At 61.7% G+C, this 13,363-nt stretch carries 14 protein-coding genes; 5 read left to right on the forward strand and 9 right to left on the reverse strand.

Going from position 1 to position 13,363, the window contains the following annotated elements; genetic code table 11:
• Positions 1–107 precede the first annotated feature (107 nt).
• The 5 genes from J7U39_RS15485 to J7U39_RS15505 form a co-directional block, all read right to left on the reverse strand.
• A complete protein-coding gene (locus J7U39_RS15485) occupies positions 108–1,856 on the reverse strand; it encodes a DUF2207 domain-containing protein (protein ID WP_210631689.1) in 1,749 nt (582 codons plus the stop codon).
• 262 nt (positions 1,857–2,118) lie between these two features.
• Positions 2,119–2,670: an AAA family ATPase gene (locus J7U39_RS15490; RefSeq protein WP_210628988.1), complete on the reverse strand. Its 552-nt coding sequence runs from the start codon at positions 2,668–2,670 to the stop codon at positions 2,119–2,121.
• A complete protein-coding gene (locus tag J7U39_RS15495; protein WP_210628989.1) occupies positions 2,667–3,623 on the reverse strand; it encodes a glycine--tRNA ligase subunit alpha in 957 nt (318 codons plus the stop codon). The genes J7U39_RS15490 and J7U39_RS15495 overlap by 4 nt, the downstream gene beginning before the upstream one ends.
• A 120-nt stretch (positions 3,624–3,743) precedes the next feature.
• Entirely contained in the window at positions 3,744–3,935 is a 192-nt protein-coding gene (locus tag J7U39_RS15500) for a hypothetical protein (RefSeq protein ID WP_064837015.1), read from the reverse strand.
• 17 nt (positions 3,936–3,952) lie between these two features.
• Positions 3,953–4,813 carry a S49 family peptidase gene (locus J7U39_RS15505; RefSeq protein ID WP_210628990.1) on the reverse strand — a complete coding sequence of 287 codons (861 nt, stop codon included), beginning with the start codon at positions 4,811–4,813 and terminating at the stop codon, positions 3,953–3,955.
• 182 nt (positions 4,814–4,995) lie between these two features.
• Here J7U39_RS15505 and J7U39_RS15510 point away from each other — a divergent pair, with 182 nt between their 5' ends.
• Positions 4,996–6,336, forward strand: a complete 1,341-nt coding sequence (locus J7U39_RS15510; RefSeq protein WP_210628991.1) for an Nramp family divalent metal transporter — start codon at positions 4,996–4,998, stop codon at positions 6,334–6,336.
• Here J7U39_RS15510 and J7U39_RS15515 read toward each other — a convergent pair.
• Complete coding sequence (locus tag J7U39_RS15515; protein ID WP_210628992.1) at positions 6,326–7,123, reverse strand: methyltransferase; 798 nt, start codon at positions 7,121–7,123, stop codon at positions 6,326–6,328. The two genes, J7U39_RS15510 and J7U39_RS15515, sit on opposite strands and share 11 nt — an antisense overlap.
• 7 nt (positions 7,124–7,130) lie before the next feature.
• A complete protein-coding gene (locus tag J7U39_RS15520; RefSeq protein WP_088939554.1) occupies positions 7,131–7,358 on the reverse strand; it encodes a DUF2007 domain-containing protein in 228 nt (75 codons plus the stop codon).
• A 108-nt stretch (positions 7,359–7,466) separates the two neighbouring features.
• On the opposite strand from J7U39_RS15520, the gene J7U39_RS15525 reads away from it, so the two are divergent.
• The 4 genes from J7U39_RS15525 to moaB all read left to right on the forward strand — a co-directional run bounded on the left by J7U39_RS15525 (position 7,467) and on the right by moaB (position 11,891).
• Positions 7,467–8,483 carry a polyprenyl synthetase family protein gene (locus J7U39_RS15525; protein ID WP_210628993.1) on the forward strand — a complete coding sequence of 339 codons (1,017 nt, stop codon included), beginning with the start codon at positions 7,467–7,469 and terminating at the stop codon, positions 8,481–8,483.
• Between the two features lie 127 nt (positions 8,484–8,610).
• A complete protein-coding gene (locus tag J7U39_RS15530) occupies positions 8,611–10,443 on the forward strand; it encodes a tetratricopeptide repeat protein (protein ID WP_210628994.1) in 1,833 nt (610 codons plus the stop codon).
• A 12-nt stretch (positions 10,444–10,455) separates the two neighbouring features.
• A complete protein-coding gene (locus J7U39_RS15535) occupies positions 10,456–11,340 on the forward strand; it encodes a 4-(cytidine 5'-diphospho)-2-C-methyl-D-erythritol kinase (protein WP_210628995.1) in 885 nt (294 codons plus the stop codon).
• Positions 11,340–11,891, forward strand: coding sequence for a molybdenum cofactor biosynthesis protein B (gene moaB, locus J7U39_RS15540; protein ID WP_210628996.1), 552 nt, complete (start codon positions 11,340–11,342; stop codon positions 11,889–11,891). The genes J7U39_RS15535 and moaB overlap by 1 nt, the downstream gene beginning before the upstream one ends.
• Before the next feature lie 80 nt (positions 11,892–11,971).
• On the opposite strand, the gene J7U39_RS15545 is transcribed toward moaB, so the two are convergent.
• Together J7U39_RS15545 and J7U39_RS15550 are read right to left on the reverse strand one after the other, a co-directional pair.
• Positions 11,972–12,307, reverse strand: coding sequence for a hypothetical protein (locus tag J7U39_RS15545; protein ID WP_210628997.1), 336 nt, complete (start codon positions 12,305–12,307; stop codon positions 11,972–11,974).
• 410 nt (positions 12,308–12,717) lie between these two features.
• On the reverse strand, positions 12,718–13,236 hold the full coding sequence (locus J7U39_RS15550; protein WP_210628998.1) for a glycosyltransferase family A protein: 519 nt from the start codon (positions 13,234–13,236) through the stop codon (positions 12,718–12,720).
• Positions 13,237–13,363: the final 127 nt, after the last annotated feature.

Consider the following 13,363-nt stretch of genomic DNA (forward strand, 5'->3'; position numbering starts at 1 on the left):
TGAGCTCCCCGATTTGATGATCGCACGTTAGTGATTCGGCGTGACAAAGTCATCGTGGTGCGGTCGTTCTTCGCAGATTTCAATCAGACCTTTACATCACTGTCCCTCTAAGAACTGCTCCGCCAATCCGGAGCATAGGTTTCCATCTTTTCGCTTTCTCGCCAAAGATTGAACCGCTCGGTCCAGCGTTGCTCGACGCTCAGGGCAACGGCGAAAGGAAGATAGTGCTCGTAGCATTCGACGGACATTGCCGGGCCATCTATCTCGCCGCGAAAATAACGATTCAAACTAAGGATGTTATTGCGGATCCGCCGCTGCTTCGACGTTGGCATGCGCGACATCGCCAAAACCGCAATAATGCCGGCAATGTGCAGCAAGATCGCCATCAAATATGGCCACTGTTCGCTGATCACCTCAGTCGTACCGATATAGACAAGTGCAGCGATCACCGTCACCGGAAGCCCCACCATCAAACCAAGCGCCTGTTTGAACTGCTCGGCGGTGCCGGTCGCGACGGGAAACCGCTCAGGATGGCGGAACATGGTTACAACCAGAAAAACAATGAACAATAACCCTGAGATGGCGGCGGAATAGAGCGAAAGACCCGTAAGGTAGGCGACGGCAATGCCAAGAGCCAGAATTGTCGCCGAAGTCGCCAACATTGCTCGATCTACGCCACCTCTAACTTTCCGATATTCCTCTGCGACAATCTGGTGCAAGTCACGTTCGAAACCATGGAGGGCATGTCTGACCCTGCGCCGATCGTTGACTGGCCTCTCTCCTTCTATTCGACCAAATACCGAACGCGTCACAGCTGGAAGACCATACCATCTGGCGCGCGCCACCTTTCCCTTCTTGCGCACTTGCCTGGCTGACAAATCCGAAGCTTCGGCATCCTCATCAAGGCTGGAAATGCGAAGCATTCTTTTCACTGCGAGATGGCAGGCAGACGCCATGAAGGCTGCCTTTGCAGCACCGGGCTTCCAGTTCAAAAACAAATAGGCGGCTAAAGCAGGCGATATGCTCTCCGTCTCCTTGCTATCGACAGCAATTGAAGATGCGGGCAATCGCCAACCCCGCCACCTACTGAGGATAAACAGACCGGCGAGGAGCAGTCCCAAAATGCTTATGAATGGGAGAAAGTGATCGGAAAGCCACCACTCTACCCGCTTGCCACTCGTCATGGTCACAAAGGTCCCAGCGGGATATTCGATCTCGATGTCTGGCAGGACTCGATCCGCTTTACCAGCTGGAATAGACACCGAGATCTCATTCGGTGCGCTCCGCACCATGTCATAGGCGGCCGTCCGATCCTGTTGCGAAGGGCGCAAGGTTCCGCCCGGCGGCAGCTTCAGAGTAAGCGTCTTTTTCGCGCCCTGACCGTGCACGCGGCCCATATAGGCCGGCAGGAAGAGAACCTCGCGGTCGCCTTCCTTACGAATCAGGCGTCCGAGCCAGTAAGCGATCTGGATCTTTGCAAGACCGGTGGGCAGATCTGCAGAGCAGTCTTTGCAGTGCTCGGCTCCTATATAGATCGAGTAGCCCGGCACATTATTTTCCCGAGAATAGTATTCGTCGAGTCCGTCGCGCCGGGCTGCGGCCAATTGGAAATCTCGCCAGTGAACACCACCCGCCGCATCCACGAAACGTTGAGGGATATCGACGTAGACCCCGCCATAATTCATCGCCATTTTTACCGCGATGTCGAAGTGCTCCGACACAAAGGCAGTGCCGTCGGTGTAGACTTCGACCGTACTGTTTGCCGACTGGACGGTGAACTCCTTGTCAAAATCGCTGCACGACGTCAGAACAACCAGTATGGAGCATAAGATGGGCCATGATAAAAGACGCAACATCCTGGCGGCGAAATTCTCATCTGAAAATTTAAAGTAAAGAATATCGTTCTTCAAAAGAGATACCGAAGCTTGCGTTGTCGCAACACCTGACAACGTAGTGATGGTTTGCGCAATACAAAAGAAGGCTGGCCTTGCACCGACGAAAATTTTCGAGACTGCCTACGCCGCCTGGCTCGTCAACTGACGCCGCCGGCGTCAGTCAGCAGGAACGTTTCGCCGCAGAGATCTTTGGGCAACAAAGACGCAGGATTCTCGGCTGTCGTCAAACACCGATATGCGTGCGAATTCGAGCCGCCGTCTGCTCCGGCGAAAGGTCCGTCGTATCAATTTCGACTGTGTATTCAGCCAGTCCGCGCAACAGTTTATAGTTTGCCCGGAGCTGTTGCAGCTTCGCCGGATCCGTCAGCTTGAGCGCCTCGGATCGGCCGGGAGAGATGAGGCGCCTGGCATTCTCCTCCGGCGCGCAATCGAGGAGAACCGCGACCAGATCCGCGCCTCTGGCGGCAGCCAGATCGACATACGAGGAGAACATCGCACCATCATGCTCGTCATCCGCAAGAGCATCGGTAAAGACGAAGCTTTCAGCCGGATCGGCGTGCAAGGCGTGGTCGAAAACCGCTCGTCGAATCTGCTTACGCAGTGATGCATGCAGAGGATTGCTGCGGGCGAAAAGAACTTCGGCCGGATTGAGCAGCGTGTGATTGTCGATGAGCCGCGCGCCGAGGCTTCTCGCCAGCAATCGGCCGACCGTCAGCTTCCCGGTGCCTGGCCAGCCGTTGAGATGGACGATACGGCCGGCAGGCTTTTGCGTCACGCCGCCTCTTTCGACAGGTTGACGCCGCCGGCGTCGGTCAGCAGGAAGGCTTCGCCGCAGGCCTTGGCGAGCGTGCGCACCCGCAGGATATAGCTCTGGCGCTCGGTCACCGAGATGACGCCGCGGGCGTCGAGCAGGTTGAAGACGTGGCTGGCCTTGATGCACTGGTCGTAAGCCGGGAAGACGCATTTGTGCAGGCGCTGGTTGTCGCTTTGGCCGGGAGCGCCGGCATCGAGCAGCGCCCGGCATTCCTTCTCGGCATCGACGAAGTGGCGATGGAGCATCTCGGTATTGGCGAATTCGAAATTGTGACGCGAATATTCCTGCTCGGCCTGCAGGAAGACGTCGCCATAGCTGATCTTCTCGTCGCCCTCGCGGCCGTTGAAATTCAGATCATAGACGTTGTCGACGCCCTGGACATACATGGCGAGGCGCTCGAGACCATAGGTCAGTTCCCCGGCGACCGGCGCGCATTCGATGCCGCAGACCTGCTGAAAATAGGTGAATTGCGAGACTTCCATGCCGTCGCACCAGCATTCCCAGCCGAGACCCCAGGCGCCGAGCGTCGGGCTTTCCCAGTCGTCCTCGACGAAACGGATGTCGTGCAGCAGCGGATCGAGACCGATCGCCGCCAGCGAGCCGAGATAGAGCTCCTGCAGATTGGGCGGGTTCGGCTTCAGGATGACCTGGTACTGGTAATAATGCTGCAGACGGTTCGGGTTTTCGCCATAGCGGCCGTCGGACGGGCGCCGCGACGGCTGGACATAGGCTGCCTTCCACGGCTTCGGCCCGAGGGCGCGCAGCGTGGTGGCCGGATGGAAGGTGCCGGCGCCGACTTCCATGTCGTAGGGCTGCAGCACCGCGCAACCCTTGTCCGCCCAGTAACCATGCAGGGTCAGGATCAGCGCCTGGAAGGAGCGCTTCGGGTTCATATGGTCTGGGATGGCTGACATGAAACGGCACCGATTGCTTGGGAATTATCGGCGCGACAGGTGCCATGGTGGGCGGCAGGGGTCAAGGGTTTTGCGGGGGCGAGGAGCTGTGCGGAGACACACGAGGCTTTTCGCCGAGACCTATTCGTCATCCCGCTTCAACCGATATTCCCCGGTCACGGGATCTTTGACCAGCGTGCCGATCGCGCCGGTCTGGCGCTCTTTCTCGGCGCGGCGGGACTTTTCGGCGAGCTTGCGGGCATCGGAGACGAAGCGGCGGTAGAGCCACCAGGCCGAAAAGACCAGCACCAGGATGGTGATAAGCTGTGCCATGCCCTCTCTTGCTCCTCTCAAAGCCCGAAGCGGCTCCACAATGCTCTCTCTTCCGCCGCTTCGACAAGTCCCGTTGCGAGACCTGCCCCCGCGCCTTCGAGTGTAACAGGCGATACGCCGGGAATGCGGCGGCCGAAGAGGCCGCGGCCGGCGGTGACGAGTTCCAGCCGGGTCTTCTGGCCGTAGCGCCGCTTCAATTCCTGGCGCATGTCGCCGATACCGTCGATGAGGCCAAGCTCGAGGCCGCGCGTACCGCTCCAGAACAGGCCGGAAAACACCGTCGCATCATCCGTCAGCTTGCCGGCGCGGCGCTCACGCACCATTGCGATGAAGACCTGGTGGATTTCGAGCTGCAGGCTCTTGAGGTACTCGATATCCTTTTCCTTTTCCGGCTGGAACGGATCGAGGATCACCTTGTTTTCGCCGGCCGTATAGACGCGGCGCTCGACGCCGATCTTCTTCAGGAGCTCGGGAAAGCCGAAACCGCCGGAGACGACGCCGATCGAGCCGACGATCGAGGTGGCGTCGGCGATGATCTCGTCGCCGGCAAGCGCGATCATGTAGCCGCCGGAAGCGGCGACATCCTCGACGAAAACAAGCACCTTCTTCTGCTTTTCGCGGGCGAGCTCACGAATGCGGGTGAAGATCAGGCGGGACTGAACAGGCGAGCCGCCTGGCGAATTGATTGTTATGGCAACCGCCGGCGCCTCCTTCATGGCGAAGGCCTTTTCCAGGACCGGGGCGACATTGGCGAGATTGAGGGTGGGCCTGAACTGGCCACCGCCGCTGATGATCGCACCCTGCAGCCTGACGACGGGAACGGTGAGGCCCTCCTTGCGGAACCGTTTCGGCAGCAGCTTTTTCAAGAATCCGGCCATTTCCCATCCTTCGCTTCGGCTCGCGCGATCGTCAATCCGCGATCGCATCCATGTATGCGCTGGAACGACAAACGCAATGGCCGCGTTCCTGAAAAACATCGGATTGATTTTCTTGTTGCGAATGACTTGCATTATCATTCTAATCGGTCATAGTGCACGGACGATAAACAGGTGGAAATGGCATGGACGCCCTCAATCCCAATGCAAAAAGCGGCTGGCGGCACGAACGCGGAGAGGCGTCGCTGTCGGACGTCTACCGCACTGTGGGCACGGGGCGTCACAGCTCGATATGGCGCCGGGCGGCGGCCTTTGCCGGGCCGGGTTACATGGTCGCCGTCGGCTACATGGACCCAGGCAACTGGGCGACCTCGCTCGCCGGCGGCTCGAAATTCGGTTATGCGCTGCTCACCGTCGCGCTGCTTTCCAACGTGATGGCAATCGTGCTGCAATCGCTCTGCGCGCGGCTGGCGATCGCCTCCGGCCGCGACCTCGCGCAGGCCTGCCGCGACGCCTTTCCTAAATATGTCTCAGTGCCGCTCTGGGCCTTTGCGGAAATCGCCATCATCGCCACCGACATTGCCGAGGTGATCGGCACGGCAATCGGCCTCAACCTGCTCTTCGGCATCCCGCTGGAGCTCGGCGTTCTCATCACCGCGCTGGACGTCTTCCTGATCCTCTTCCTGCAGAAGCTCGGCTTCCGCTGGGTGGAAGCCTTCATCATCGCGCTGCTCGGCGTGATCGCGCTCTGCTTCGGCGTGCAGATCTTCCTTGCCGATCCGCAATGGGGCGCCGTTATTACCGGCTTCTTCCCGACAACCGAAATCGTCACCAATCCGGAGATGCTCTATCTCGCGCTCGGCATCCTCGGTGCGACGGTCATGCCGCACAATCTCTATCTCCATTCCGGCATTGTGCAGACGCGGGCCTATGGTCACACGATCCCTGAGAAGAAGGAGGCGCTGACTTATGCGACGATCGACTCCACCGTCGCGCTGTGTTTCGCGCTTCTGATCAATGCCTCGATCCTGATCCTTGCGGCCGCCGCCTTCAATGCCAACGGCAAGACCGACGTCGTCGAGCTCGGCAATGCCTATGCGCTGCTGTCGCCGCTGCTCGGCCTCGCGATCGCGCCGACGCTCTTCGGCATCGCGCTTCTGTGCTGCGGCCTCAACTCGACGGTGACGGCGACCCTTGCCGGCCAGATCGTCATGGAAGGCTTCCTGAAGATCCGGCTGAAACCGTGGGTGCGCCGGCTGATCACCCGCGCTATTGCCATCGTGCCGGCGGCGGTCGTCACCATCTGGTACGGCAACCAGGGCACGGCCGAACTCCTGATCCTCACACAGGTGGTGCTCAGCCTGCAGCTTTCCTTCGCGGTCTTTCCGCTTGTGATGTTCACCGCCAGCCGGGCCAAGATGGGCGAACTCGTCGCGCCGCGCTGGCTGAGCGGCACCGCCTATGTGATCGCCGTCGTCATCGCCGGGCTGAACGTCAAGCTGCTCTTCGACTTCGTCAGCGGCTAGCGATTGACGATCGAAGCCTGGCATAGGCTGCCCGGCCATTGTTGAAATCGTCGACCAGAGGGGAGAACTTGTGGCTCCCCTCTTCGTGCATGATGAGGGCCGCGCGTAGCGACAGCCGCGCCCGCGAGCCCTTGATGGCGGTCACCAGGATGCGCACGGCATTTTCCCCGGCGCGTGGATGGATGGCGGTGATCTCGATGCCGCCGAAGCGCCGGCCGCAGGCATCGATGATCTCGGCGATCGACGGAGGCCTGGCGATCAGCGACAATTGCCCGCCCGGGATCATGATGGCGCCGGCCGTGCGGATCCAGCTTTCGAACAGGCCGTCGGTCATCGCATGGGCTTCGGCCTTCAGCGCATCGGGCGTGCGCCGGTCGCCGGCATCGTTGAAGGGTGGGTTCATGATCACGTGGTGGAAGCTTTCATCGGCAAGGCCGGCATCGTTGCGCGCCTTGGCGGTCAGCGTCACATCGGCCTCGATGACACTGAGGCGGGCTGCGAGATGGGCATTTTCCGGCAAAAGGATGCTGCGGCGGGCATAATCGGCCATTTCGGCCGAACGCTCGAACAGCACCACTTGCGTCTTGACAAGGCGCGAGGCGACGGCAAGGCCGGCAGCACCGGCGCCGGCGCCGAGATCGGCAACTTTGACCGGGCGATCGTCGGCGACAAGGGCGGCCAGCAGCATCGCATCCATGCCGGCGCGATGCCCCCTGCCCTTCGGCTGCACCACATGAAAGGCGCCGCGATGGAAGGCATCGATGGTTTCGGCGAATTTACCGGTCATCGCCCGCTCATGTCCTGTCGCGCAGTTCGCCGCCAAGACCGGCGTCGATCAGGATACGGCGGGCCCGGTCGGCCATTTCCTCATCCACCAGCAGGCGGCGCGGCAGCATGCCGAGCGAGCCTTCCAGAACGCTCATCCCCTGATCGGCGATGAAGCAGTGAATTCCGGCATCCTTCATTAGGCTCTCGGCAAAGGAGAGCAGGACGGGATCGTTGGCGCGGATAAGTTCATGCATTTGCCGTCTTTTTCCTTCCAATTTCGGCTGACGCGACAATTCACCCCTTGCCGCGCCCATCGCCCCTTTCTATTGTCAGATGCAATGAATGAACAGGAGTCCGGGTCGTTGGGCGTGGTCATACCGCTTGAAGAAAGCAAAAACAAACTGGCATCCATCAAGCCGTTGGTCGATCTCACCAGGGCTGACATGGAGCGGGTGAACCAGCTCATTCTGTCGAAAGCCGGCTCCGACGTGCAGATGATCCCCGAAGTGGCGAACCATCTGATCTCATCCGGGGGCAAGCGGCTGAGGCCGATGCTGACGCTGGCGGCCGCCTCGCTGTTCGACTACCGCGGCGAAAACCACATCAAGCTCGCCACCTCGGTCGAATTCATGCATACGGCAACGCTGCTGCATGACGACGTCGTCGATGAAAGCGACCTGCGCCGCGGCAAATCGACGGCTCGGATGATCTGGGGCAACCAGGCAAGCGTGCTGGTCGGCGATTTCCTGCTCGGGCAGGCCTTCCGCATGATGGTCGATGTCGGCTCGCTCGATGCGCTCGACGTCTTGTCTTCCGCTGCTTGCGTGATCGCCGAAGGCGAAGTGCTGCAGCTTTCCGTCGCCAAGAACATGGAGACGACGGAAGACGACTACCTCTCCGTCATCCGCGCCAAGACGGCGGCTCTCTTTGCGGCTGCCGCCGAAGTCGGGCCGATCGTCGCCGATGCCGGCCGTTCCGGCCGCAATGCGCTGAAATCCTACGGCATGAATCTCGGCCTCGCCTTTCAGCTCGTCGACGACGCGCTCGACTATGGCGGCAAGGCCGCCGATCTCGGCAAGAATGTCGGCGACGATTTCCGCGAAGGCAAGATCACGCTGCCCGTCATCCTGGCCTATCGCCGCGGCACCACGGAGGAGCGCGCCTTCTGGCGCGATGCGATCGAGGCCGGCAACAGCAGCGACGCCAACCTGGAAAAAGCGCTGGGGCTGATCACCAAATACGGCACGCTGAGCGACACGATCAATCGGGCGGTCCATTACGGCACGATCGCGCGGGACGCGCTGGCGCCGCTTCCCGATACGGTATGGAAATCCGCCCTGATGGAAGTGATCGACTTCTGCATCGAGCGCGTCAATTGATCGAACGCCGCGATCGAGGCTGATTTTCTTGCAGCGTCGCTCCAAAAAAGCCATCCTGTTATGAATCAGTGATGACGACTGATTTGCGACCGGCAGCGGCCGGACGCTCTCGAAGAAAGGTTTCCTAATGCGGCAGAGAATTGCCATCCGTCTTCTTACGAGCGCAGCCCTGGCGGCTGTCCTTTCGCTCGGCGGCGTTGCCGGCGCGAGTGCCGAAGATGCGGCCAAGGCGGGCGATGCCGGTAAGGCCGAGAGCTTCTTCGATGCCGATAGCGTCACCACTTTCTCCGGCGCCTTCCTCGCCGCGCGCACGGCCGATGTCGATCACGATTACGAAACGGCGATCGCGCTCTACAAGAAGGCGCTGCAGATCGAGCCCGGCAATCCCGAGATTCGCCAGCGGCTGATGATCTCGCTGCTGCTCAACGGCGACATCAAGGAAGGCGTCAAATACGCCAATGATCTGAAGAGCGATCCCTCGGTCGAGCGCATCACCACGATCGTGCGCGGCATGGATGCCGTGCGCCGCGACGACTACAAGACCGCCGAGTCGATCCTGAAATATAAGGGGCCCAACGATCTCGACCGGATGATGAATGACCTGCTGCTCGCCTGGGCCCGGGTCGGCGCCGGCCGCGGCAAGGAAGCGCTCGCCATGGTCGAGAAGATGAAGGGGCCGGACTGGTTCCGCATCTTCCAGAATTACAATGCCGGTGCGATCGCCGTCGTCACCGGCGACGTGAAATCGGCCCGCCAGCATCTGAACGACGCCGTGCTCGACAAGGAAGGCGGGGCAACGGCGCCCGACACGTTCATGCGTGCGGTGATGGCGCTTGCCCGCCTGGAGGCGGCGCAGGGGAACAAGCAGAAGGCGCTCGATGCCGTGTCCGTCGGCGATAACCTGCTGCCGAATTATGCGCCGCTGAATGCGCTGCGCGACAGTATCGAGAAGGGCGAGAAGCAGGAGCAGCAGGTCAAGACCGCCGAAGAAGGCGCCGCCGGCGTGCTCTTCTCCGTCGGCGGCGCGCTGAACCGCGACGGCGCCGAGGATATCGTCTCGCTCTACCTGCAGACCGCCAACGCGCTCGATCCCAACAGCGCCGATACGCTGGTGCTGCTCGGCGGCATCGCCGAAAAGCAGAACCAGATGGACCGCGCCATCTCCCTCTACAAGAAGGTGCCGGAGAATTCACCGATGCGGCGCATTTCCGAGCTGCAGCTCGGCCTCGCCCTTGCCCAGGGCGGCAAGGTCGACGAGGCACGCAAGCACCTGCAGGCGCTGATCGCCTCCGACCCGAAGGACATCCGCAGCTACCTCGCCTATGGCAGCGTGCTCTCCGACGCCAAGGATTACGAGGCGATGGCCGCCAATTACGACAAGGCGGTCGAAGCGATCGGCCCAATTCCCGGCCGCGCCAACTGGAGCGTCTTCTTCCAGCGCGGCATCGCCTATGAGCGGCTGAAGAAGTGGGACCAGGCCGAACCGAACTTCCGCAAAGCTCTGGAGCTCAACCCCGACCAGCCGCAGGTGCTGAACTATCTCGGCTATTCCTGGATCGACATGAACCGGAACCTCGACGAAGGCCTCGCCATGATCAAGAAGGCCGTCGATCTTCGCCCTGACGACGGTTACATCATCGATTCGCTCGGCTGGGCGTATTTCCGTCTCAACCGCTTCGACGACGCCGTCGACGAGCTGGAGCGGGCGGCACAGATCAAGGCCGGCGACGCGACGATCAACGACCATCTCGGCGATGCCTACTGGCGCGTCGGGCGCAAGCTCGAAGCCGTCTACCAGTGGAACCGGGCGCTCGCCTCCGAGCCTGAAGCGGCCGAAATTCCGAAGATCAAGGAAAAGGTCGCAAACGGCCTGCCCGCTAACGACGATGCCAAGGCGGCCGACAAGAAGCAGCCGGATCCGGCGCCGGTCACGCCGCCGCCGGTCGACAAGAAGTCCTGACGGGCGCCACCGATGCCTGAGCAGGGCTTGGCCAATGCTTTCGGCGTCACCGAAGAGGCGCGCGCGAAGATCAATCTCGCCCTGCATGTAACGGGCCAGCGGCCGGACGGCTATCACCTGCTCGATATGCTGGTGACCTTCGCAGATTGCGGCGACCGGCTGGGCTTCCTGCCGGCGCAGGCTGACGCCTTCACCCTATCGGGCCGTTTCGGCGAGACGCTTGCCGACGACGGCGGCACCAACCTGGTGATCAGAGCGCGCGACCTCCTGCGCGAGGTCGTGGGCGCCCTTGCGTTCCCCGTTCATATCCACCTCCAGAAGAACCTGCCCGTCGCCTCGGGCATCGGCGGCGGCTCGGCCGACGCGGCGGCGACACTGCGGGGGCTGATGCGCCTCTGGGGCACTGGATTGCCGATAGAGACGCTGGCTGCGCTGGCGCTGAAGCTTGGCGCCGACGTGCCCATGTGCCTCGAGAGCCGGCCGCTGATTGCCCGCGGCATCGGCGAGGAGATCGAAGCCGTGCCCGATCTGCCGGCCTTCGCCATGGTGCTTGCCAACCCATTGAAGGGGGTTTCGACGCCGGAGGTTTTCCGCCGGCTCAAGGCAAAGAACAATTCACCCCTGACGCTCGCACAGACCGCAGGCTGGCTTGCGGCGATCGGCGCGGCTCGCAACGACCTGGAGCCACCGGCGCGCGAGGCCGTGCCCGAAATCGCGGCGATCTTGGCGATGCTGCGGACCGAGGGCGCTCTTCTTGCCCGTATGTCCGGCTCCGGCGCTACCTGCTTCGGGATCTTTGCCGACATGGCCGCCGCGCGAGATGCGGCGGCGGCTCTTCACGAGGCGCGGCCCGACTGGTATTTCCAGGCGACGGAAACGGTTTCGGGAGGCATGTGATGGCAGGTTTGGACGAAAAACGGCCCTTCATCGCCGTCGGCATTGCGGTTCTCACCGTCTCGGATACGCGCACGCCGGAGACGGACAAGTCCGGCGATACGCTGGCGGCGCGGATTGCCGAGGCGGGCCACAGGCTGGTCGAGCGGGCGATCGTGCCCGACGACCGGGAGAAAATCGCCACCCAGGTCAAAGCTTGGACCGAGCGGGAGGAGATCGATGTCATCATCACCTCGGGCGGCACCGGTTTTACCGGCCGAGACGTGACGCCCGAGGCGGTGGAGCCGCTGTTCGAAAAGCGCATGGACGGCTTTTCCGCCGTCTTCCACCGTATTTCCTACGATAAGATCGGCACGGCGACGATCCAGTCGCGCGCCACCGCGGGTGTTGCCAACTCCACCTTCATCTTCGCCCTGCCCGGCTCGCCCGGCGCCTGCCGGGACGCCTGGGACGGCATACTGAAAGCACAGCTCGACTATCGCAGCATGCCGTGCAATTTCGTCGAGATCATGCCGCGCCTGGACGAGCATCTGAAACGCGGCGCGCAGAAATAGACTGGAGCTGCCGTTCCAGCGCCGCGGTCGCGCCGTCGAAAATCCGATTCAGACTTTCGGCGCCGACGCGCTGGCATTTGTCATGTGGCAATGCCCGGCAGAGCCGGCATCGAATCCCAGCCATCACCCGACAGCAAGATGCAGCTTATGCCGTGGATATCCGTGACCACGAGCGTCCAGGTGCCGCTTTTGGCGGCATAGACCTCAAGAACGGCGTTCTGATTGACCAGCCCGACGGCGGTGAGCTTCTCACCGAAATTCTGGTCGAGGAAACTGACGACGTCGGATCGACCTGCGCAACTGAGCATCGTCTGCGATGCTGCCGAATGCGGATGCGCGATCACCAATGTCGGCAATATGACGGCCAGCAGGCCGCAGATCATACTGCGTACGCCGTGGATACTACCGCCTGGCATGACGCACCTCCTTTCGCCGGGAACCCGGCAGAAGAGGAGATTTTTCGCCGACCTGTTCTGCCGTTCACCGGCATTCCACGGCACCCGTTGCGAAGCGCGGCGCTTCGGCGGCGCCATGGACGAATTATAGCGCGAAATCCGATTGGGCGCCATCTTTGCGCGATGATGGGAAGCAATCACCAAAGCGCGCTTGCGGCGAGACCAGCCCCTCATCCGGCTGCCGCCACCGACCGGGGTCGAGCCACTGGTCTCGACGTCCTTCGGACCCCGTAAACGGAGCGAAGGAACCATGCCGCAACCTCGCCATCACCACCAACCTCTCGCCGGGCACGTCCCCTCTCCCCGTTTTCAAGGGGCAGGTTAGGGTGAGGGGCACTTTTTCGGACAGCATCGATGCAGGGATGGGCATTCTACCGCGCGGCACGCGCCACCCAGGAAGGAATCAATTCACTTGCGAGCTTGCGCGGCTTCTGGCCCTTGGCGAAGTCGGCAACAGGCATCCCGCTTCTGGCGGCGGCGAGCGCCTGGTTCTTCGGCATCAACAGCCCAAGCTCCAGCGGCGGCCGGGCGCGGGCGACGCGCTGGAAGAAGGGGCGTCGATAGCCGCGCGACGCAGTAAAGCGCGCCGGCGTCTTGTTCAGCGCCACATACTCGGCGATCTCATCGATCCAGCCGGCCTGCGGCCTGGCGCCCGGCTCGACGAAGAGCAGCCATTCGCCTCGGGCCGAGCGAACGATATCCTTGATATCCCATTGTGAATGGAAACGGCAGCCGGCGGCGTCGGCGACCCGCGAGGTGCCGTCGCGCGAGCCGTGATCGAGCACGATCACATCGCTGACGAGCCCTTCCACCGCGCCTGCCACCAATACCGATAAGGTCTGCGCCAGTTCGGATTCCTGATCCTGGCATTCGAGAACAACCGTCAACATCGATTATTCATAATGCGCCGCACAATTTTTTGCCAGCATCCTTTTCCTGATTTTGTTCTTGCATTGTTCTCGTTTTGCCGATAGGAATTTAATCATCACAAACGGGCGGAGGCAACGGCTTTTCGCT

The organism is Rhizobium sp. NLR16a (assembly GCF_017948245.1).
Taxonomy (GTDB): Bacteria; Pseudomonadota; Alphaproteobacteria; order Rhizobiales; family Rhizobiaceae; genus Rhizobium.

Bases quoted from the DNA above. Each gene is read 5' to 3' on its own strand.
- J7U39_RS15485 (WP_210631689.1), bottom strand. From the start codon at position 1,856: ATGTTGCGTCTTTTATCATGGCCCATCTTATGCTCCATACTGGTTGTT.
- J7U39_RS15495 (WP_210628989.1), bottom strand. From the start codon at position 3,623: ATGTCAGCCATCCCAGACCATATGAACCCGAAGCGCTCCTTCCAGGCG.
- J7U39_RS15500 (WP_064837015.1), bottom strand. From the start codon at position 3,935: ATGGCACAGCTTATCACCATCCTGGTGCTGGTCTTTTCGGCCTGGTGG.
- J7U39_RS15505 (WP_210628990.1), bottom strand. From the start codon at position 4,813: ATGGCCGGATTCTTGAAAAAGCTGCTGCCGAAACGGTTCCGCAAGGAG.
- J7U39_RS15510 (WP_210628991.1), top strand. From the start codon at position 4,996: ATGGACGCCCTCAATCCCAATGCAAAAAGCGGCTGGCGGCACGAACGC.
- J7U39_RS15515 (WP_210628992.1), bottom strand. From the start codon at position 7,123: ATGACCGGTAAATTCGCCGAAACCATCGATGCCTTCCATCGCGGCGCC.
- J7U39_RS15520 (WP_088939554.1), bottom strand. From the start codon at position 7,358: ATGCATGAACTTATCCGCGCCAACGATCCCGTCCTGCTCTCCTTTGCC.
- J7U39_RS15530 (WP_210628994.1), top strand. From the start codon at position 8,611: ATGCGGCAGAGAATTGCCATCCGTCTTCTTACGAGCGCAGCCCTGGCG.
- J7U39_RS15535 (WP_210628995.1), top strand. From the start codon at position 10,456: ATGCCTGAGCAGGGCTTGGCCAATGCTTTCGGCGTCACCGAAGAGGCG.
- moaB (WP_210628996.1), top strand. From the start codon at position 11,340: ATGGCAGGTTTGGACGAAAAACGGCCCTTCATCGCCGTCGGCATTGCG.
- J7U39_RS15545 (WP_210628997.1), bottom strand. From the start codon at position 12,307: ATGCCAGGCGGTAGTATCCACGGCGTACGCAGTATGATCTGCGGCCTG.
- J7U39_RS15550 (WP_210628998.1), bottom strand. From the start codon at position 13,236: ATGTTGACGGTTGTTCTCGAATGCCAGGATCAGGAATCCGAACTGGCG.